Annotated in this window: 14 protein-coding genes; 6 read left to right on the top strand and 8 right to left on the bottom strand. The window is 43.7% G+C overall.

All coding sequences use genetic code 11. From position 1 onward, the window contains the following. Positions 1 to 106: 106 nt before the first annotated feature. From ACE1CD_RS22025 to ACE1CD_RS22015, 3 genes are all read left to right on the top strand, one after another. Positions 107 to 814, top strand: a complete 708-nt coding sequence (locus ACE1CD_RS22025; RefSeq protein ID WP_374794605.1) for a carbon dioxide concentrating mechanism protein — start codon at positions 107 to 109, stop codon at positions 812 to 814. A gap of 200 nt (positions 815 to 1014) precedes the next feature. Continuing rightward, positions 1015 to 1752, top strand: a complete 738-nt coding sequence (locus tag ACE1CD_RS22020) for a carbon dioxide-concentrating mechanism protein CcmK (protein WP_374794604.1) — start codon at positions 1015 to 1017, stop codon at positions 1750 to 1752. Between the two features lie 261 nt (positions 1753 to 2013). Next, positions 2014 to 2955 (top strand): LysR substrate-binding domain-containing protein, encoded by a 942-nt coding sequence (locus ACE1CD_RS22015; RefSeq protein ID WP_374794603.1) that lies wholly within the window; start codon positions 2014 to 2016, stop codon positions 2953 to 2955. Positions 2956 to 3070: 115 nt separating this feature from the next. Here ACE1CD_RS22015 and ACE1CD_RS22010 read toward each other — a convergent pair whose 3' ends face one another. From ACE1CD_RS22010 to ACE1CD_RS22000, 3 genes are all read right to left on the bottom strand, one after another. Next, positions 3071 to 4168: a DnaJ domain-containing protein gene (locus ACE1CD_RS22010; protein ID WP_374794602.1), complete on the bottom strand. Its 1098-nt coding sequence runs from the start codon at positions 4166 to 4168 to the stop codon at positions 3071 to 3073. A 26-nt stretch (positions 4169 to 4194) separates the two neighbouring features. Continuing rightward, on the bottom strand, positions 4195 to 7533 hold the full coding sequence (locus ACE1CD_RS22005; RefSeq protein WP_374826249.1) for an EAL domain-containing protein: 3339 nt from the start codon (positions 7531 to 7533) through the stop codon (positions 4195 to 4197). 430 nt (positions 7534 to 7963) lie between these two features. After that, entirely contained in the window at positions 7964 to 8323 is a 360-nt protein-coding gene (locus tag ACE1CD_RS22000) for a hypothetical protein (protein WP_374826248.1), read from the bottom strand. Here ACE1CD_RS22000 and mrdA point away from each other — a divergent pair. Beyond that, positions 8310 to 9977, top strand: a complete 1668-nt coding sequence (gene mrdA / locus ACE1CD_RS21995) for a penicillin-binding protein 2 (protein WP_374826247.1) — start codon at positions 8310 to 8312, stop codon at positions 9975 to 9977. The two genes, ACE1CD_RS22000 and mrdA, sit on opposite strands and share 14 nt — an antisense overlap. Positions 9978 to 10197: 220 nt before the next feature. Here the strand turns inward: mrdA and ACE1CD_RS21990 are convergent, their stop codons facing one another. Beyond that, positions 10198 to 15726, bottom strand: a complete 5529-nt coding sequence (locus ACE1CD_RS21990; protein ID WP_374826246.1) for an AAA family ATPase — start codon at positions 15724 to 15726, stop codon at positions 10198 to 10200. A gap of 305 nt (positions 15727 to 16031) precedes the next feature. On the opposite strand from ACE1CD_RS21990, the gene ACE1CD_RS21985 reads away from it, so the two are divergent. Both ACE1CD_RS21985 and ACE1CD_RS21980 read left to right on the top strand, forming a co-directional pair. Then, on the top strand, positions 16032 to 16145 hold the full coding sequence (locus tag ACE1CD_RS21985) for a type II toxin-antitoxin system HigB family toxin (RefSeq protein ID WP_374826245.1): 114 nt from the start codon (positions 16032 to 16034) through the stop codon (positions 16143 to 16145). Beyond that, positions 16099 to 16527, top strand: a complete 429-nt coding sequence (locus ACE1CD_RS21980) for a type II toxin-antitoxin system HigA family antitoxin (RefSeq protein WP_374826276.1) — start codon at positions 16099 to 16101, stop codon at positions 16525 to 16527. The genes ACE1CD_RS21985 and ACE1CD_RS21980 overlap by 47 nt, the downstream gene beginning before the upstream one ends. Positions 16528 to 16655: 128 nt before the next feature. Here the strand turns inward: ACE1CD_RS21980 and ACE1CD_RS21975 are convergent, their stop codons facing one another. The 4 genes from ACE1CD_RS21975 to ACE1CD_RS21960 all read right to left on the bottom strand — a co-directional run bounded on the left by ACE1CD_RS21975 (position 16656) and on the right by ACE1CD_RS21960 (position 20869). Next, positions 16656 to 16838, bottom strand: a complete 183-nt coding sequence (locus tag ACE1CD_RS21975; protein WP_374794597.1) for a hypothetical protein — start codon at positions 16836 to 16838, stop codon at positions 16656 to 16658. A 99-nt stretch (positions 16839 to 16937) separates the two neighbouring features. Next, positions 16938 to 17177, bottom strand: coding sequence for a DUF2283 domain-containing protein (locus ACE1CD_RS21970; protein WP_374794596.1), 240 nt, complete (start codon positions 17175 to 17177; stop codon positions 16938 to 16940). Between the two features lie 30 nt (positions 17178 to 17207). Further along, the gene (locus ACE1CD_RS21965; RefSeq protein WP_374794595.1) at positions 17208 to 19715 is read right to left on the bottom strand and encodes a tetratricopeptide repeat protein; all 2508 of its coding nucleotides are present in this window, start codon (positions 19713 to 19715) and stop codon (positions 17208 to 17210) included. Then, complete coding sequence (locus ACE1CD_RS21960) at positions 19712 to 20869, bottom strand: hypothetical protein (RefSeq protein ID WP_374794594.1); 1158 nt, start codon at positions 20867 to 20869, stop codon at positions 19712 to 19714. The genes ACE1CD_RS21965 and ACE1CD_RS21960 overlap by 4 nt, the downstream gene beginning before the upstream one ends. Between the last annotated feature and the right edge of the window lie 11 nt (positions 20870 to 20880).

The following is a 20880-nucleotide window of genomic DNA, read 5'->3' as shown; positions in this document are numbered from 1 at the left end:
TTCAGATTCAAAGCTTTGAAATCTCAAATCTTAAATTTGAAATTAATTTAAATCTGAAATTACCCGGTCGCCCAGTCAATGGCCCTCATTTGAGGTGATAGTTTAAATGCAATTGCCGCCACTGCAACCGCTCGAAAACTTGCAATCTTACGTTAGTGGCAATGTCACTATCGATCCGAGTGCGGCGATCGCGCCAGGGGTCTTACTTATTGCAGATGCAAACAGCCGCATCATCATCGCCGCCGGAGTTTGTATAGGCATGGGGTCAATTATTGACGCTCGCAATGGCATTGTGGAAATTGAGGCGGGAGCTCTCCTGGGCGCAGGCGTCTTGGTAGTCGGCAAGGGCAAAATAGGGGCAAACGCTTGCATCGGCTCAGCTGCGACGATTTTCAACACCTCGATCGCACCACGCCAAGCAGTACCCCCAGGTTCTATCATCGGAGATTCGAGTCGTCCCCTCAAGGAAAAGCCAATCCCAGAAGCCCCAACTAAGTCGGCTTCAGGGCCTAACCCAAACAAAACGACGCTGCCGACAATCGTCATCTTGCCTTTGGTAGAAAAACCACAGCCCGTGGAAAGCAGCGCACCCGATAAGCCTGCTGCCACTGTCGATCTCAAAGAGCCCACTCCAGAAGCATCTGCCTCCAAAAGTAGCACCGAAGTAGCTCCAGCTCCCACTCCGCCTGACTCACAAGAGACTGCTGGGATGCAATTTGCCTACGGACAAGCTCATTTAAACCGACTCCTGGTGACCCTTTTTCCCCAAAATCAATCTTTAAAACCGCCGCGTCAAGACGACAAGAGTGATTAGCTGTTAGTTTTTAGGTGTTAGTTATAAGAATTTGGTAGGAAATTCAGAATTGGGAAATATGTGATGGATGATGGGTGATGGGTAAAGACAAAAGTCTTTCCCTGTCCGCTAGCGGCTTTTCGCAAAAAGCTCTTACCCACTCGCCAGTTACTTACTAACAATTAACAAACTAACAACTAAAAACTAAATGGAGGTTTTATATGCAGCTACAGCCCAGTCAAAAGAGAGATTTTAGGGATACTGCTTTGGGTTTAGTATCTACGCGCAGTTTTCCCGCGATCGTCGGATGCGCTGATATGATGCTCAAGTCAGCTGGAGTAATGTTAGTCGGGTATGAGAAAACAGGTAGCGGTCACTGCACTGCGATCGTCCGTGGTGGCATTGCCGATGTCCGCTTAGCTGTCGAAGCTGGTGCCCAGACAGCCCAACAGTTCGGTGAATTAATTTCCAGCTTGGTCATTGCCAGACCCCTAGCTAATTTAGAAGCTGTGCTTCCCATTGGCAATCGGTTGTTCCAACTATCTCAAAACCAAGGCTACAGCCGCTTAAGCAATATGGCGATCGGTCTATTGGAAACGCGAGGATTTCCAGCTATGGTCGGAGCAGCCGATGCCATGCTCAAAGCAGCTGAGGTACACCTGTCATCTTATGAAACTATTGGGGCTGGTTTGTGTACGGCCATTATCCGAGGTTCTGTGGCAGATGTGGCAGTAGCTGTTGAGGCGGGAATGTACGAAGCCGAACGCATCGGCGAATTAAATGCCGTCATGGTCATTCCTCGACCTTTGGACGATCTGGAACAAACTCTGCCAGTAGCCAGTTGTTGGATTGAGGAGCGGCAACCACTAAACTTACCAATAAGTGTTAAGGAAGTGGAAAAAGAGTTAGTCAAACTGCCCGATTTAGCAAAATTACCTGTGCCGATGCCACAAGAATAGAGGAAAATACGAAAAAGCGTTGCAAATCTAAGACATGATGCTGATAGAGACTTTCTTTTGCTATTGCCGTTGGCAATAGGTGGGTTTGGTAGAAAGACTCGCTTCAGCGATCGTGACCCAGTATGCAACGCTACATTGAAGATGTCTTACGCTCTTGCCGGTGAGTACATCATAGCCCGAACTTTTTATAAATAAAAATAGTTGTTTCAAATGGTTATAATAGATAAATATCTATACTTAACGCTTCTAGGAGTGTGAGCCTTGAAGCATACCACGCTTCATCAGTTAAAAGTATTTGAAGCCGCAGCTAGGCATAGCAGCTTTACCCGTGCGGCTGAGGAACTGTTTTTGACCCAACCCACCGTATCGATGCAGGTGAAACAGCTCGCCAAGGCAGTTGGCTTACCGTTGTTTGAGCAAATCGGTAAGCGCCTATACCTGACAGACGCGGGTCGCGAATTGTTGGCAACTTGCCGGGATATTTTCGACAGGTTAGCTCAGTTTGAAATGACGATCGCCGACCTCAAAGGCGTAAAGGCAGGACAGTTGCGGCTGGCAGTAATTACCACCGCTAAATACGTTGTGCCGCGTTTGTTGGGGCCGTTTTGTCAGCGTTATCCGGGAATTGATGTATCCCTCCAGGTGACAAATCACGAAATCATCCTGGAACGGTTTTCCCAAAATCAAGACGATCTCTATATTATCAGCCAACCGCCAGAGAATTTCGAGGGGCTGATGCACCCGTTTCTGGAAAATCCTTTAGTCGTCTTAGCACCCAGCAATCATCCACTGGCCCAACAAAAAAATATCCCGCTGGAAAGCCTTTCCGGGGAACCTTTTATCATGCGGGAACCGGGTTCCGGTACGCGCCAAGCAGTGCAAAAATTATTTGAGCAGCGCGGAATTAGTGTCAAAGTTAAGGTAGAGTTGGGCAGCAACGAGGCGATTAAGCAAGCGATCGCCGGTGGTTTGGGTATCTCAGTTTTGTCCAGCCACACTGTAGCTTTGGAAGGAACAACCAGTCATCTTACCATCTTGGATGTGGAAGGTTTTCCGATCGAAAGATATTGGTATGTGGCTTACCCTTCAGGCAAACAACTATCTGTCGTTGCCCGCACATTTTTCGACTATTTGCTTAAGGAAGGAAAACAAATTTTAGAAGAAACAGCCTCTCACAGTATTACCGGTTTTGGTTCCTGTTAGGGCTAGGGGTTAGGGGAAGAGTTAAAAGCCAAAAGCCAAAAGCCAAAAGTCAAAAGCCAAAAGTCAAAAATTTCTCTTCCCGACGCCCTCATCCCTAACTCCTAACCCCTAAACTCTAGCTTTTCTCCTCGAATTTAGCATAAGCCTCATTAATTGCCTGCATCATATCTTTAGCATTTACAGAATGATTGATATCGGGATGATATTGTTTAATTAAACGACGATAAGCTAGTTTAACTTCTTGAGGAGAAGCTAACTTATCCACTCCCAAAATTTGCCACCATTCCCCAGATAGCTTCGGCGCGATTGCGGATTCGCTAACAGCAAAAGACTGTCGCCAAATTTTGATAGTAAAGGCATCACCACCAGTAACGAGCGTTTTGCCATCAGGACTGAAAGCCACCGGATTGCGCCCAGAAAGAGTTTGCGTAAGTTCGGCAGAAGCTATGTTCCAAAGATTAACTTCCTTCTTGCTACTGCTGACGATATTTTTGCCATCAGGACTGAAAGCAAGAGACCAAACAGCAGCTGAATGTCCTGTTAAAGTGCAGAGTAATTTCCCTGTAGCAAGATGCCACAATTTAATTGTTTTGTCTGTACTGCCGCTGGCAATAATTTTACCATTACGACTGATAGCAATCGATGTTACCCAACCGGAATGGCCGCTAAGAATGCGCGGGTTTTCCCAACTCTTCAAAGGCCAAATTCTCATAGTTTTATCAGCACTAGCACTAACGAGAGTTTTACCGTCGGGAGAGATCGCCACAGACCAAACTGCATCTGTATGACCTGTTAAGGTGCGCGTTGACACCCATCTGGGGATATCCCAAATTTTGATAGTTTTGTCCGCACTGCCGCTGGCCAGAGTTTCGCCATCAGGCGTAAATGCAAGTGAAAAAATGTAGCTGGAATGATTGTAGGCGGAATCAGAATTGCACAAGCTACGCACCACTTTGGTATCCAGATTCCAAGTAGCGATCGTTTTATCGAGGTCGCCACTAACGAGAAGGGGCGATCGCGGACTGAACGCGACGGCAAAAACCCCGTTCAAAAGTCCAAAAAAAGTGAAAATATGTTTTCCTGTATTTAAATCCCACAAACTGACCGTTTTGTCATCGCTACCGCTGGCAAGGATATTACCTTGTGGGGCGATGGCAAAAGTATTGACAGAGGCTGTATGTCCGGTCAGTTTGTGTACGCATTTCCAATCCACCGCAAATTCTCACTAAAAAAAGCTTTTCACTTGACCAAATTTTTTTCTAGAAAAGCTGAAGCAGCTTTTCTATCTAAGGGTTTAGCGAAAAAGTAGCCTTGGCCGTATTCGCATTTTAACGCCTCAAGGAGCGCTATTTGTTCGACATTTTCTACTCCTTCCGCTATCACATCCATTCCTAAATTATGAGCCAAATTGACAATGACGCGCACAATTTCTAAATTTTCGGTATCCACACTCATTTGACTGACAAAAGAACGATCGATCTTTAAAGTATCGATCGGAAAACGGTGCAGATAGCTTAAGGATGAATAACCCGTTCCGAAATCATCGATCGACAGTTGAATTTTTCTTTGTTTTAGTTCTTTAAGCAGACCGATCGCGAATTCGGTATTGCTCATAATGGTGCTTTCTGTAATCTCCAGTTTCAGGGTATTTGGTGCTATCCAAATTTCTTGGAGAATTTCATCAATTTGGGCAATAAAATTCTGTTCTCCTAACTGAATTGGGGATAAATTGACGCTGACAGTCAAATTACGACCAAATTGGCGTTGCCACATCCGCAGCTGACCACAAGCCGATCGCAATACCCACTGACCGATGGGAACGATCAGTCTCGTTTCTTCCGCTACCGGGACAAACTCAGAGGGGGGAACTAGACCCCGTGTGGGGTGGAACCAACGCAGCAGCGCCTCGAAACCGATCACTTGGCCAGTTGACAGAGAGACAATCGGTTGGTATTGCAGCTCGAACTCCTGCCGCTCAATCGCTCGTCGCAAGTCTGTGTCCAGCTGCAAGCGAGCTACAGCAATAGCGTGCCATTCTGGCTGAAATATGATTGGACCTCCACGTCCCCTGGCTTGGTGCATAGCTGTATCGGCAGCACGCAGGAAGTCTTCGGGGCGATCGTAATCCGGGGAACCAAATAGATTTGCTGCGATGGCAATACCGATGCTGCAAGTGCAGTATATTTCGTGGCCATCCAAATTGAAAGGCAACAAGAGCCGATTGTAAATGCGATCGGCTATATTCTTGGCAACATCGGCATCTTCGATATTTTTCAGCAAAATTGCAAACTCATCTCTACCCAGATAAGCAACCTTATCTGTGTTATCTGTGCATCTCAAACACGCCTCGATCTGGCGAGAAGTAGCAATTAACAATTTATCTGCAATCAGATGTCCAAGGCTGGATTTAACAACCTCGAAACGGTCTAAACTGAGCAGAAGTACGGCGAAATTGGCGATTTGTCGATCGGAATTAATTTGAGATTTTTTTAGTATTTCAGATTCGGGTTTGCGTTTTTCAATTTGGTATTGGGAACCGGGAACCTGCCTTTGAAATTTGATTTTCTCTTCTTCTACTTGCAATTGTAAATCTGAAATTTGCGTTCCTTGCAAAATTTTTCCTAGATTTTCTAAGAACCAAGCGCGGTTTGGCAGTCCCGTCAGCGCATCGTAAAACGCATACCTCATGCGTTCTTCCTGAGCTTGCCTGCGCTCGGTAATATCTTGAACCATGAGAAGATGACCGAAGACTTTCCCATCAGCTTCCTTCAGGGGGGTATTCTGCCACTCGCAAAGGATTATCTTGCCATTTTTTGTGATATTTTCGTTAACGCTGTGGGCTGTCATATCCCCTTGTTCAAGGCGCTGCAAAATTATGTCCACTTCAGCTTTAGCTGATTCTGGCACAATTAGGGAAATTTTTTTGCCCAGAACTTCTTCTTTAGTAAAACCGAATATTGTTTCGGCGGCAGGATTCCAATCTAAGAAATGAAAGTCTTTATCAGTGAGAATAAATCCTATAGGCATCCGCTCTATTTGCAATTCTCGAAATTTCTCTAATTGCTGAGTTTGTTGGTAGAGTTGGGCGTTCACAATTGCCATTGCACAACGTTCTGCTGTAATTTGCAGCAGATGGGTTTCGCGATCGCTATAAGGATGGATGTCTAACCATCCCAGATGAAGAACGCCAACACAACTTTCGTTGCGCTTGAGCGGTACGCCTAACATTGAACGAATACCCATATTTAAGATGAATTGTAAGCTAGTAGGTTGCAATATTTCTACAGTGGGACTCTTCAAGGGATCTTCCACATACAGTGGTTGCAAACTTGCGGCAATAGTTCCTGCAAAGCCTTCCCCGATAGGCATTGTATAGTTAGCACTAACTTCGTGGCTGACTCCCATACCGAAGGCGTAATTTAAAATGCCATTATCTGCCAATAAAATTACTGCTATATCTGCTGCCAGTACTTCTACAATTTGCTTAAGCAGCTTATCCAAAAGTTGTTCTAGATTCAACGTGGTGGGAGCATTGGCAGTTACTTCTGTAAGTGCAGCTAAGTCTTGAGTATCGCGTCTGAGTTGTTCGAGCAGCTGGAAGCGTTCGTGCTCTGCCTGTTTGTAATCGGTGATATCTCTTAGTATGCTAATCAAACCCAGCAAGTTACCTTGGTAGTCACCATAAGGGCTTTTGCTAATTATAAGTATCCGCTCGGAGCCCATTAATGTAGCAATTTGTTCGTATGTTTCAGTTTCTTTGCTGGCGATGACTCTGCGATCGCTCTCTCTTAGTTGTTGGGCGATTTCACGCGGGAATAATTCCCAGTCATGCTTACCAATTATTTTATTAACTGATTTACCCACATAGTTAGCGGCGGCGGTATTAACCATCAAATACTGCCCTTGAAGGTTTTTGACAAAAACCGCATCTGTCATTCCTTCAATTACTGCTCGTAAAATGTTATTGCTTTGTTCTGGTAAATTTTGTTCTGTTTCGGTAGCAGATCTGGTAATATCTACGACTCTACCTTGGTAGTATAACAGCACGCCAAATTTATCGCGAACTGCCTGGATATTTTCCGCTGTCCAGATAATACTGCCGTCTTGCCGATAAACCTCGAATTCGACTCGCACGACAGTATCAACTTGTTGTAATCTGTTGAGGACATCGGTACGCTTGCTGGGGTCTACATCTAATTTTTGCCAGCTGAGTTTGGCCAGTAGTTCCTCTGGGCTGGAGTAACCGTATATTTTTGCTAATGCAGAATTTACCTGAAGAAAATGTCCGTCTGGGGCTACCTGATAGAAACCTTCATCGGCGCGATCGAATATGCTGCGATACTGCTGTTTGACTGAGTGCAGCTGGCCCTGGAAACGGTTACTGACCTCATACAGAAACCAACTGGTAAGCAGTATAAAAATCCAACCTTTAAACGTCTGTAGATAAGTTAAAAGAGTTTTGTCATTTGTCAAAAGCTTCAGCAGCTGGTCAGAACATACAATCCAAAGGCTGCTTAAGAAGGCATAAAAAAATATGTTACGTCCCAATTGGTGTGCTGACAAAGCTTTGCCTTTCATCGAATTTTCCCTGATGAATATTTGATTATCTTGTGGATAAGGCGCTTTAGTAGCGTTCCGAGTTGTCAGTGTTATAGTTGCCTCGTGTGGCGGTTTAATAAACTTGCCACCGCACGAGTCGGAATAAGATAGCTTATATGAAAACCCGGCTTTTGAAGTTTTCCTTCTAGCTTAATGTTTATGCACGGTTGTAACAACAAGGAATAAGGCAAAAGCGGTAATTTTCGACGGATTGTATAGTTTTTCAAGGAAAGAAAAAGGTTGCCTCCGATTATTTTGATTTTGCTGCTGCTGGCTGTGGGTTGGTTGTTTACTGACTTTATAGTATTAATTCCCCTAGAATTCATAAGGAATTTCAGCATACCGAGCTGGATTGGCTTGTTAACGATCGCGCTTTTGCTTTGCTGGTGCTTCGGCGAATAAGTTGCGCTCACAGAAGTAATTTAACTCGCCCTCTGGGGTTGTGGGGTGTGGGGTGTGGGGGAGTGGGGGAGTTTTTGTTTTCACTTTTGACTTTTGTGAGGATCGTTTGCCAATACCAGATTCCGGATCGAGAAGAGAGTGCGATGCACAGTCGGATAACACACTTGTCGATCGCAAAACAGTAAGGCGTGAAAATGTCTACCAGACTTCCTTTCCCTTCTCGATCGCGTTTTACTCGTAGGGCAAACAGATCGGGCTGGGCTAACGCGGCTTTCCAGGGAAAAGTAGTAAACGCACCAGCAGGAAACCGATCGCTGCGGGCGATCGCATTAATGTCGATCGCCACCCTTTTTATGAGCGTTTGCATCGCTCGTCTGGTACAACTCCAACTGATTGAAGGGGAGTACCACCGAAAAAGAGCAGAAAACAACCGAGTTCGCTTAGTTCCGATTACCGCAGAACGAGGAAACATTATAGATCGAAAAGGTAAACTGATAGCAACAAATCGCCTCTCCCGGTCTGTGTACTTGTGGCCAAAGGAAGAATCCCCCGCCCAATGGCAAGTTACAGCAGTCGAGCTGAGCCGTATATTAAATATTAAGAGCGATGAAATCCTCGAAAAGTTAGGGCAAGCCGACTATACATCGGCAATGCCCGTGCGAATCAGCCAGAATCTGACTCCAGAAGCTTTTATCGCCCTAGAAGAGCGATCGGCTCAATTTCCTGGATTGGAAATCAGAATAGAATCCAACCGCTACTATCCACATGAAAATTTAGCTGCCCATCTCTTAGGATATATTGGCGAAGCGACTGCAACAGAAATGAAAGCCCACCCGGAATTTCCCGTCGGGATGATTGTCGGTAAAGCGGGTATCGAACGCATCGCCGACCCAAAGTTGCGAGGTATCTGGGGCAGTCGTTTAATTGAGGTGGATGCCAGACGGCGAGAATTGCGCGAGTTGGGAATCAGTTCCCCGACGGCGGGGTCTGACCTGCAACTCACCCTCGACCTCGACCTTCAAAAAACGGCTGAAAAAGCCCTGGCAAATCGGCGAGGTGCAGTGGTGGTGATGGATATCAAAACGGGGGCGGTACTGGTGCTGGCTAGCGGGCCAACTTTTGACCCCAATATTTTTACCGACAAGGTAACAAAAGCCGAGTGGCAAAGTCTTCAGCAGACAGAAAATCCGTTGTTGAATCGCGCCCTTCAAGGTTATCCACCCGGCAGTACTTTTAAAATTGTCACTGCGGCGGCGGCAATGCAGTCAGGCAAGTTTTCACCCAATTCAAAGGTGGCAACTTCTGGTTATATCACCGTTGGTGGAGTTCGTTTCCGGGAACACGGCGGTAGCGGTTACGGTGTCATCGGTTTTCCCGATGCGTTTGCTTACAGCAGCAATACGTTTTTCTACCAAGTGGGTATGGCAACCGGTCCGGAAGAGATCTCAAAATGGGGTCATCGGTTGGGCATCGGGGAAGGGAATAATTTGGGGCTGACTGGGGGGAAAGGCGGTTCTATCCCCACACCCGATCGCAAAAAGCAACTTTACGGTCAACCCTGGTATGTTGGCGATAGCGTGACTATGGCCATCGGTCAGGGTTTGGTACTGGTGACTCCTTTGGAAATGGCGATGATGGTGTCTGCGATCGCTAATGGTGGTTTCCGTGTCAAACCGCATCTATTCACCTCTCATACCAATACGCCCGAAACTAAACCAGTACCGATCGGTTTGGCACGCGGAACGATCGATACAATTCGCGCTGGATTAATTGCTGTGGTAAAAAAAGGCACAGCCAAACGTCTCAATGACGGTTCTATCCCCCTGACTGCGGGTAAGACCGGTACCGCTGAAGTGCCGGGAGGCGCAGACAATGCTCTGTTTGTGGGCTATGGCCCTGTTGACAATCCGCAAATTGCTGTGGCAGTCGTGGTCGAAAATGGCGGATTTGGTGCTGTTTCTGCCGTACCCATAGCTCATGAAATTTACAAGGTTTATTTTAAGAAAGGGGCTAGGGATTAGGGGTTAGGGGTTAGGGAAGAGGGAAGAGGGAAGAGGGAGGAGGGAGGAGGGAAGAGGGAGGAATTTTGAATGATTGGCTTTTGAATGATTGACTTTTGAATGATTGACTTTTCCCTCTTCCTCTTCCTCTTCCCTAACCCCTAACCCCTAGTCCCTTTTTTGACTTTTGACTTTTGACTTTTGACTTTTGACTCCCCCGCTCCCCTAGCTATATTGCATATCACTCGATCGGGATGACGATCGCAAACTCCGTACCCTGTCCAATTGAAGAAGTACAACTTAGCTTGCCGGAGTGTTCTTTTTCGACAATTTGGCGTGAAATTGATAACCCCAAACCCGTACCTTTACCGACTGGTTTTGTGGTAAATAAATGCTCAAAAACGCGGTCTTTCACTTCCGGCGGTATGCCGATGCCATTATCGGCAATCCGAATCGCGACTTGACTGTTATCTCGATCGATTTCTGTGGTAATAGTAATCCGGTTGGGGTTTTTTTCGATTTCTTTATAAGTCTTACCATTATTTGCTTCGTCCAAAGCATCAATCGCATTTCCCAGGATATTCATAAACACCTGATTCAGTTGTCCGGGATAGCACTTTATTTCTGGTAAGTCACCATAATTTTTGACAATTTCAACGGCAGGACGAGTGTCTTTTGCCTTGATGCGATGATGCAAAATTACCAGTGTGCTGTCAATGCCTTCGTGAATGTCAAATCGGATTTTATTACTGGTATCCAACCGCGAAAACGTCCGCATCGAATTACTGATATTGCGAATGCGATCGGTTCCCTGTTTCATGGAAGAAAGCATTTTCGGCAAGTCTTCTAGTACAAATTCTAAATCGATGTCTTCGGCATCGTCTTCAATTTCTGGTGCGGGTTCGGGGTAGTGTTGCTGATAAAGTGACAGGTGATTAATCACGTCTTCAGTATATTCGAGCGCGTGATCGATATTGCCGGCAATAAAGCCAAGGGGATTGTTGATTTCGTGAGCGATCCCTGCCATTAATTGACCGAGAGTTGCCATTTTTTCGCCCTGTACGATCTGGATTTGGGCTTCTTGTAGTTTTTCTAGGGAATCTTCCAACTGTTTGGCATAATTTTGAGATTCCTGATAAAGTCTGGCATTTTCTAGGGAAATTGCAGCTTGAGAACAAAGAACTTTTAGCACTTCTAATCTGTCGCTGGTGAAGGCTCCTTTGGTGAGATTATTTTCCAGGTAAAGTATAGCGATCGTGTGGCCTTGATTGAGCAGCGGAGTACACAATATACTTTTGGGTTGATGTTCTATTATGTAAGGATCGGCAGCAAAGCGATCGGCACTCGCGCCATCATCCATGACTAGCGTTTCTTTCGTATTTTGCACGTAATTAACGATACTCATTGGAGTATCAGTGGAGCAATAAATCGGAATCGATTGGATGATGGACTCGGTTTGGCTGACTCCATTCGCACTACCACAAATGGCAAGTGCTTCCATGTCCAAATTCTCCGATTTGGTCAAGATGAGACAAGCTTTTTGGGCACCAGCATTTTCCATCAATACTTGCATTAATTTAGAAAGCAACTTATCGAGATTAATTTCCTCTGATAGCGCTTGAGAAGCTTTGATTACCGAATAGATGTCCAGCACGTCTGAAATTGTTTTGCTAGTAGAACTGATTGTTTTGTTTATGGGATGCGTCGCGAGCGCGTCGCGGAGGTTGAAAGTAATTTTTTCTTGTTGCAGAATAGGAGTGAGTAATTCGGGATAGCGTCTTTCCAAATCCTCTACTTTAGCTTTAGCTCCCCAACGACTGTAGGCGTAGTAAGCATCAATCATGTAAGTTTGGGCAATTTTAGCTTTTCCCCATTCCAGGTAAAACTTTGCTGCGAGTTCGTCAGCGAGAGCTTCTTCTTGAATATACCCGTTTTCTTTAGCTCCGGCAATGGCGCAATCGTACATTTTCATCGCTTCTATTTTTTTGTCCAAAACTCTATTTAGTTCTGCCTGGACTAAATCGAGCTTATGTAAATGATTCATGGGAGCAAAATTTGCCCAGTTTTCCATTTTTTTCTGATTGGCGATCGCTTTTAACAAAATATTTTTTTGTTCGGATTCGGGAGCCTCATTATAAAGCGCCAGCCGCGCCAAAGAATCGTACAAATAAAATGTTGGAATTACCAGCATTCCCGTCACACCGTCTAAATACTTTTCCGCTTGTTCTGCATTGGCTAAAGCTTGCTGAAATTCTCCAAATATATAACTGAGAGTAAGTTTATTAAAATATAATATATGCAGCGCAAGGCGATCGTTAACTTTTTCGTGTTGCGGTAACGATTCCGTTTCATTGTAAGCTTGTCCTACCAAACAGGACGGACGATCCGATCGCTCCATTAAATTTAATACAGTTTGTCGATGAATCGCACTCCAAGTACATACCGTTTCTTGCTTGAATTGACTGAAAGCACGGCTGTAGATGGCTACCTCTTGTTCGTGTTGAGACAATTCTGCACCGATTAAGTAAGAATTGAAACATTCATATACTCCACAATAAGCTGCAAATTCTAAATCTCCCGTTTCTAACCCAATTTGATATCCCGATCGCAAAAATTTTAGCGTTTCTCGTCCATGTTCTTGCCAATGCTTGATGTCTCCACCTACATTGATCGATACTTTAGCTGTAATTTCTTTAGCATTGAACCGCGCCAGTGTCTTTAAAGCTAATTGACCGAATTGATAACCCGCTTCTAAATTTCCGACTACGCCACACAAAATTGTGCCATAGATAGCATAACTGTATGCTGATAGCGGAGCATTTCCATATTTGATGGATAAATTTATTTCTTCGCAGACAATCAGCGGTAACAATTGAGGAATAGCTATATAAGCAGCGGCTGTTATACTTGCCAAAAAACGTAGCGCGGCTTTTTTATCTGGTTCGGTCATGTCCGGCAGATTGATTAAATCCTCGATCTGCTTGCTATTCCAATTGGCAGCAGTTGATTCTAATGCGTATTGAATATCCAACTGGCTGGGGGATTTGGGAAAACTTACACCTAACTGTTCTAAAATTGGCAGTGCAGTTTCTATCGCTTCTACAAACTTCTTTTGCGCTGCATAAGCCTGAAGTTTAACTTCATAAACTTTTACTTTATCCAGCAAAGTTTTAGCTTGTTGCAGCACATCTTCAAATAGCGAATTCATCAGATCGAATTTGCCGCATAAGTATCCAGCTTCTGCGGCTTCTTCGTGCAAAGCTAATGTCAGATCGTAATGATTTTGCCAGCTATCTTTTGGCAGCAATTTCATGCCACTGTTTAAGTATCTGAGTGCAGCAGTGTAAGCCGTTGAAGCTTTTACTTTGCGTCCGGCAATCAGATTCAGTTGCGCTAATTGACTGCGTTCGGCTGGATCGCTAATTAACGGGGCTCCATAATTTAACTGATTGACAATATCTAAAATATTCTCTTCTTGTCGCTCTACAGGTGTATTGCTCAATAGCAGTTGCCCAATTTTTAGGTGAGTAGCTTTTTTTCGCTCTTCTGGAATTAGAAAATAAGCTGCTTGCTGGACGCGATCGTGCAAAAATTTGTAAGCAGCTAATTCATAATTGGCAATCTGTAATTGCTGAAATTCTGACTCATTGGCTGTTAGTAATAAATTGCGATCGCTTGATTGAAAAAATTTGTAAATTTCGCTTTTGGGTATAATCAACCCTTCTTGCAGCGCTTTCCACAGATCGGCTGCCGTTTCTGCGGGCGACTTCTCGTATACAATCGCAAGAGTGTTTAAATCAAAAGAGTTGCCAATACAGGCAGCCAGTTTCAGCACTTCCTGAGTAGTTGCCGGCAACTTCTGTAACTGAAGCGCCATAAACTCCACCACATCATCTGTCAAACACTGCGCCTTAACTTGAGCGAGATCGCATTGCCAATACCTCGCCTCAAAATTAAAATTAATCAATCCATCTTCATATAAAGCTTTGAGAAATTGATTGCTAAAAAAGGGATTTCCCTTAGTTTTTGTATAAACCTGTTGGGTAAGCGGCAGGGCAATTTCTGGCGGACAGATGAGCGTGTCGGCAATCAGACGATTTAAGTTGTTTGAATTTAAAGGTGCGAGGGTAATTGTATTAACAGTTATCTCTTTTTTGCGAAGTTCCTCTAAGGTCAGCATCAAAGGATGCCCGTTCAAAACTTCGTTATCTCGATAAGCACCGATGAGCAACAAATAGCCCATATCGGTTTCGCTCATCAACAATTCGATTAACTTTAAAGAAGCAGAGTCTGCCCACTGCAAATCATCCAAAAATATCACCAGAGGATGAGTTGGGCTGCTCAAGGAGCGCATAAACTTTAAAAACACCAAGTTAAACCGATTTTGAGAGGCACTTGGTTCTAATTCCGGCACTGGTGGCTGTGCCCCTATCAGTAGTTCTAGTTCGGGAACAACATCAATAATTACCTGTCCGTTTTCTCCAACTGCATCGAGAATTTTTACTTTCCACTGTTCTAATTGTTGAGGAGTTTCGCTGTGCAGTTGACTTATCAAGTCGCGCAAAGCTTGCACGAGTGCAGAAAAAGGAATGTTGCGCTGGAATTGGTCAAATTTTCCCCTAATGAAACAGCCGCGTTGCCGCACGATCGGTTTGTGGACTTCGTTGACGACGACGGTTTTGCCAATTCCTGAATAACCTGTCACCAACATTATTTCGATGTTGGATTTGGGATTGTGGATTTGGGATTGGGGGTTAAATTCTCCTCCAATTCTATTGTCCCTGTTTTCTTCTCTACTGACTGGATTGTCCTGGGGACACGCGACGCGATCGAACGCCGCCAGCAGGGTAGCGACTTCATTTTCTCTACCGTAGAGTTTTTCGGGGATGAGAAAGCGATCGGAAATATCCCGCGCACCTAACGCAAAATTGGCAATCTTTCCAGAATTTTCCCAGTCTCGCTGGCAGATTTCTAGGTCGTGCTTCAACCCCAAGGCACTCTGATAGCGCTCTTCCGTCATCTTCGCCATCAGTTTCTCAACGATATCAGAAATAACTTGGGGAATTTCCGGGTTAATACTGTGTACCGAAGGGGGACGCTTGGCAATGTGACAGTATACTAACTCCATTGGGTCGGTTGTAGTAAAGGGTAACTGTCCGGTCAGCAGCTCGTAGAATGCGATACCCAAGGAGTAAAAGTCGCTGCGATAATCAATCCCTCGGTTCATTCGTCCTGTTTGTTCGGGAGACAGGTAAGTGAGGGTACCTTCCAAGACGTTGGGTGAAACAAGTGCTTGACTTTCGCGGGGAAGAAGGGAAGAAATACTGAAGTCGGTGATTTTAATTTCTTTTGTATCGGGGTTTATTAACAGGTTGGCGGGTTTGATATCTTTGTGAATCACCCGATGGCGATGCAGTTTTTCTAATGTGGCGGTAATTTGAATGGCAATGTCAAGAAATTCTGATAGGATTACGGGACGAGTATTTGTATAGTCTTTCAATGAAATTCCGCCAAAGTCTTCCATGACTAGGGCAAAACCGTTACAGTAGTTTTCTAGGCTGTACGGTTGAATGACGCCTTGTAGGTTAAGATTTTTGGCTATGGTATACTGATTCCGGAACTGAACAAGTTGGTTGAAGCTGGGATACTCGCTCCGCATCATTTTCAGGATGACAGGTTGAGAATCCGACTGCCGCAGTCCTCTGTATACCACTGTTCTCGAACTTGAGTAAATTTCCGAAAAGATGCTATAGCCAGATAAGACAATCATGGTAGGGGTTTCAGCGAAATAGCTTTGAGAACGATCGGCACTTAGTAAGCTTGCGTTCGGTAGCTCTTATATTATCGGTGATAACATAAATATTTTTCTAGGGGGGAGGAAACAAAAAAATTAAAATAAACTTTAAATTTTCAAGTAAATATAAATTTTCTAGGAATTCGACGTATTCAGCTTCTAGGAAAGCAATTGAATTCAACAACTAAATTCTGGTTAAACATCACCTTGTTAACGAACCGATCCAGGAAGAGAGGACGCTCCAGAGAAGTGGAAGAGAATAAAGGCGTAATCAAAATCGCTTGATTACTTTCATTGATTACGATGAGCAAATAGTGTTTATCCGCAGTGTTTTAACTCATGCGGAATATGATAATAAGACTTGGAAAAATTACGACTGGTTTAAAAACTCCTAGCAGCTACTATATGGAACTAATTACTACATTTCCGCCACGTCCGATTACTTGTGAAGCTGAGTTAACCGCTACTCAAAATCGGATTAATTCTATTTTGGATAAAAAGAATATCACCCAAGACGATCGCGACTACTTAAACGTACTTGGTACTTTAGTTTATAATTACGAACAAAAACATGAGATAATGCCAGTTTTGAAAGGAGTCAAGCTGCTGAAAGCTTTGATGGTGGAAGATAATATAGAAGCAAAAGACTTGGTTCGTATATCGGAAAATGAAGTACAGGTATCTGAGATACTGAATGGGGAACGGGAAATGACGGCAACTCAAATGCAAAAATTAGCTGAGTTTTTCCATGTTTCTGCTGCTGCGTTTTTGGAGTGAATATCGCCAGATGTTTCGCTATCGCTAGATTCTTCTTCCAGTAGTTCTTCTATTGTCTCTAAATGTCCTAAAATGTGAGGAATAGAACCATATTGGAAAAAATCAAATATTTTTGTAAGCTTTTCTATTTATGGCTCTCCTTTTGCTACATCAATTATCTGTTTGGAAATGCTTTCCAAATCTAAGCTAATTTCTTTGAGGTTAAATAGCAATCGATCGAGCTTTTTTTTACCAAGTTCAATTTCTAGTTTATCTCGATTTTCTTTGATAGTATTTATTGCATCTCTTAGAGAGTATCGTTGGGGGAGCATAAGGTTAATTCGTTGCTAAATTTGCAGATAAACTCAGCCGCGATCGCACTCATTCTGCTGTTGAGCATTTAACTGTCAATGCGGATTGGCCAAACAATTTCATTCCTTTAATGCTTCTTGTTTTAATTCCACAAAAGCGATATTTTCTAGCACAACAGAAGGTAGTTCGCCTTTTCCCAATACCTGTTTTGCATCCAAAATTTCAATACCTACGAGTAATTCCCCTTCGGCAATATCTAAAGCAATGTCTTCATTTAAACGTAAAGTTCTGCATTGGCGATCGCTTTCTATTAAACTGATGTAAAGTGCATCAGCTTCAGAGTCGTAAGTGATTTTCATTTGATAACCCGGATATTTTTTATATTCCTCTTATTTTACCTTCATATTAATCGGTTCGATCGCTCCCAACAAAGGTTCTAACAGTTGTCGTTCTTCGATCGCTAATTCCAGCAAAACACGCTGATCGCCTTTCCTCACCTTATATTCAACCGCAGCATTGAGCAGGCGGAGAGTTATTTGAAATTCTTTATATTCGCTCGTCAATTCCCGCCATACTTTCAACCATTTTTGTGCTGCCTTGTCGCCGATCATTTCTGACATTAATGCAGGAATGCTTCGCACTATTCCTTGTCCTAATTCAACAATTAATTTATGTTTATTGTAAATTACTATTAGCTTATTAATCCGAGCTAACCACATTTCATTATGGTGAATATCGTTGAATAAGTTACGGATAATTGTTGTCGTATCAGCTGCATTTTCCTCTGCATACGCATACTCTGCTAGCGCTTTATCCAAGGCTGCACAACCGTCTTCCCATTCATTCAATGCTAGCAGTACTTGAGCGCGGGCGAAGAAAATCCAGGCATATTTTTCGCCTAGTTCGATCGCTTTATCGTAGGATTCTAACGCCTTATTCCATTTTTCTAATAGCTCCAGTACCCAGCCTTTTTGACACCAAGCCCAGCTATAATTCGGTTCAAGTTCGATCGCTTTATTGTAGGAAGCCAAAGCGTCATTGTAGCGTTCGAGTCCGCACAGCACCCAGCCTCGATTGCTCCAAGCCGATACATCAAGAAGGTCAAGAGAAATTACCTTATCGTATGACTCTAAAGCTTGCTCATACTTTCCCAGTGCAGACAGTTTCCAAGCTCGATTGCTCCAAGCTTCTATATTATTCGGGTTACGCTCAATTTCCCTATCCAAGGATTCTAAGTCATCGTTTTCGCCTTTTTTTTCTTTGTTTTTGAGATAGCAGCGCTTCCACTCAAACAAAATTATCGGATTGTGGGGATCGAGCTTATATGCTTCGTCAAGAGATTCTAAGGCTTTATCATAGTCTTCTTGTTCGTAAAATACTTTACCTCGTCCCCACCAAGCTATTGAATTGTTCGGTTCAATCTTAATTGCTTTGTTACAGAATTCCAAGGCTTCATTATAGCGTCGCAGAAAAAGCTGTGGAAATGCCACGGCTAAAAAGTCTGAAACATTACCACGAATTTTTACCAGTTTGTTTGCTTCTTCTAAAGCATCGTCAAAGTCGGTCTTTTTAATATGAGTTTCATATTCCTCCCACAAGGCTGGTATACGCTTATCTTCAGGTTCATTTTTTTCACTTTTCTTAAGTGCCGCCAGCACAAGTTCCAACTCGGATATATTGTTTGAAGGAGACTTTGATTGCTCCTCTAATTCATTCCGTGAATACCATTTTCGCAGAAAGTCTACGCATAACTTTATCGGCTCTTTCCGCTTTTGTTTGACTTCCGAGCAAAGGCGCATCAGAGGGTCTTGTAGTTCGTAAAAATATTTGCCTCCGATTTTTTCAGAAATTACATACCCTTTTCTCTCAAGCTCATTAAGGTTACTAGAAGCTTCTTCAGCTTCCATCAAACAGGATTCCGCAATTTCTTGTACAGGAATAGCACCTTGTCGATCGCACAAAAACTGCACAATCTTTCTTTCTTCCTGCGAAAGCCATGCCATCCGCCCTTGATAGTATGGCGTCAGTTCATCCACCGTCCGATTAAATTGTTCGATCAATTCATCTAACTTCTTTCGAGTGAGGAATTCTGCGAATATAATATAAATGCGGTGGTTCCCACAAGCAAGGTGATGGACTGCTTTGATGCGATTTTGTCCTGTTGACGTTTGGATGAAAGATTCTAGTTCGCTATCACCCTGTAAGTTAGCAATTTTTTTCAACAAATCAACCGCCTCATCTACCTTTAACTTTTCTAAGTTATGAGAATAAAAAGTGCCATAGAAAGGGTAATCTTGCAACCTAACTCCATCAAATAAACTCTGTGCTGTTGCCAAAATTGTCAAAAATGAATAATTTTGAATATATGCCCGAAGTTGCTTTTGTCCAATCTCACCCAAAGCGTCAAATAAATCATCTAAGTTTTCTACCAGCAGCAGCAGGGTACGCTTACCGACAAAATCCTTAAGCAAAGCTTTGGCTGTATGTGTAGCCTCATCAGGTGATGACTTATAAATTGCCTCTAGTTCCTTAACTTTCTGGTTTAGCTGAGCATTATATTCTTCTGGATATTCTTTCTCAAGCGCCCAAAATATCCGTCGCAGGAACTCCAAAAATGATGTGACCCCCCACTCTTCCTCCGCTAACCACGCGATCAGCAATTTATCTCGCAAATCCTCGATTTTGGAAACGCGGTGATAAATCAGTGCTATTAAGTGCGTTTTGCCAATACCCCGCATCCCAACTAAAAGTCGGAAATGTTTATTGGCTGTCGTAGCACTTATACGGATTTTTTCTACCAAATCTTGTGCTAAACTATGACGCTGCACAAAGATAGTTTCCAGAGTTTCCTGCTTCATTAAACTGGGGGTGAAGCGAGATATGAAATTGCTTGTCATGCTGTTAGCCCTCTGGTCAACTGCCAGTAACGTTTAATTAGCGGATAACGGAAGATAAATTTACCGCTATTTTCTTGAACAATGTAATAATCACGCTGTAACAAGGTTATCACAGTCAGTGCTATTTCGCGGTCTTGTATTGTTGGGTTAGACTTGAGATTATCGAACAATTCATTAAATGATAAAGGCTGGTTCGTAACCGCCAAGCTATCCAGCAAATTTAGGGCATAAGGACGCTTTTCGTCATTGTAGTAAGTATCAATCCGCGTCCGATAGTGAACCATGTCCCAACGACTGAGCGGATCTGTCAAGGAACTATTGACAATTTCAGTGACAGTTGCTGCACTAATAACACCACCCCGCGATTTTAATTGCTCAACAACGTGGTGAATGTAAAAGGGAATATTATCCACGGCTTGTGCAATGTCGGCAGATGTTATCTGTAAATCAGGCGTAGAAATATTTTCACCTTCAAGTAACTGACGTGCTAATTCTGTGGCGTCAGTTGGAGATAAAGGCGGTACATCCTCAATGTACATATCATTGGTTGGGGCGTTCGCATATCCTGCTAGTCTGAGAGAACCGATCGCATGATGTAAGCCGATCGAACCTGTAAATACCATCCTAATTTCAGGGTACGTTTGACGGATCGATCGCAAAGTATCCAACACTTCCATCGCCGCTTCGTCGCCGATATTACCCAGCATATACGGCACTTCGTCCCAAAACAAAATTACCGTGCGATCTTTATTTTCAACCAAATCTTCAATAGTTCGAGTTAGTAGTGTTTTCCAATGGGGAGCCGCAACACTAGGGAACTTGAAGCCACTAAATTCTGCCCCCCCCAGTTGCGTCAATAGCTGGCGCGTCCGCCTTGCTGTCCGCCTCAATCCACCCAAATATTTTTCTACACGCTCCCATAATGTTTCGACGAATTCCAAGGGAGATCGCACTTCTTCCAAGTCATGATAAATTGGCCATTTGTCTGCTGGTGCTTCCGCTTCCATCTTCTTGATTACGCAAGTTTTTCCCATCCGGCGTTCAGCACTCAGCACAAGGCTCTGTCTATCCAAAATGTCCCACAAGCGTTGAATTAGTCGATCGCGTCCGATCACTTCCTCTGGCGCAACTTGTCCCCCAGGATTTGCCCTCATTTTTTATCCTC

The organism is Aerosakkonema sp. BLCC-F183, assembly GCF_041929145.1.
In the GTDB taxonomy this organism is placed as follows: domain Bacteria; phylum Cyanobacteriota; class Cyanobacteriia; order Cyanobacteriales; family Aerosakkonemataceae; genus Aerosakkonema.
Note: the sequence above shows the minus strand (reverse complement) of the source record. Positions and strands in the feature narration are given on the sequence as shown.

Coding starts and splice junctions, on each gene's coding strand:
- mrdA (WP_374826247.1), top strand. CDS start 8,310: ATGAGCGTTTGCATCGCTCGTCTGGTACAACTCCAACTGATTGAAGGG.
- ACE1CD_RS21990 (WP_374826246.1), bottom strand. CDS start 15,726: ATGATTGTCTTATCTGGCTATAGCATCTTTTCGGAAATTTACTCAAGT.
- ACE1CD_RS21975 (WP_374794597.1), bottom strand. CDS start 16,838: ATGCTCCCCCAACGATACTCTCTAAGAGATGCAATAAATACTATCAAA.
- ACE1CD_RS22025 (WP_374794605.1), top strand. CDS start 107: ATGCAATTGCCGCCACTGCAACCGCTCGAAAACTTGCAATCTTACGTT.
- ACE1CD_RS22020 (WP_374794604.1), top strand. CDS start 1,015: ATGCAGCTACAGCCCAGTCAAAAGAGAGATTTTAGGGATACTGCTTTG.
- ACE1CD_RS21970 (WP_374794596.1), bottom strand. CDS start 17,177: ATGAAAATCACTTACGACTCTGAAGCTGATGCACTTTACATCAGTTTA.
- ACE1CD_RS22000 (WP_374826248.1), bottom strand. CDS start 8,323: ATGCAAACGCTCATAAAAAGGGTGGCGATCGACATTAATGCGATCGCC.
- ACE1CD_RS21960 (WP_374794594.1), bottom strand. CDS start 20,869: ATGAGGGCAAATCCTGGGGGACAAGTTGCGCCAGAGGAAGTGATCGGA.
- ACE1CD_RS21965 (WP_374794595.1), bottom strand. CDS start 19,715: ATGACAAGCAATTTCATATCTCGCTTCACCCCCAGTTTAATGAAGCAG.
- ACE1CD_RS21980 (WP_374826276.1), top strand. CDS start 16,099: ATGATAATAAGACTTGGAAAAATTACGACTGGTTTAAAAACTCCTAGC.
- ACE1CD_RS22005 (WP_374826249.1), bottom strand. CDS start 7,533: ATGAAAGGCAAAGCTTTGTCAGCACACCAATTGGGACGTAACATATTT.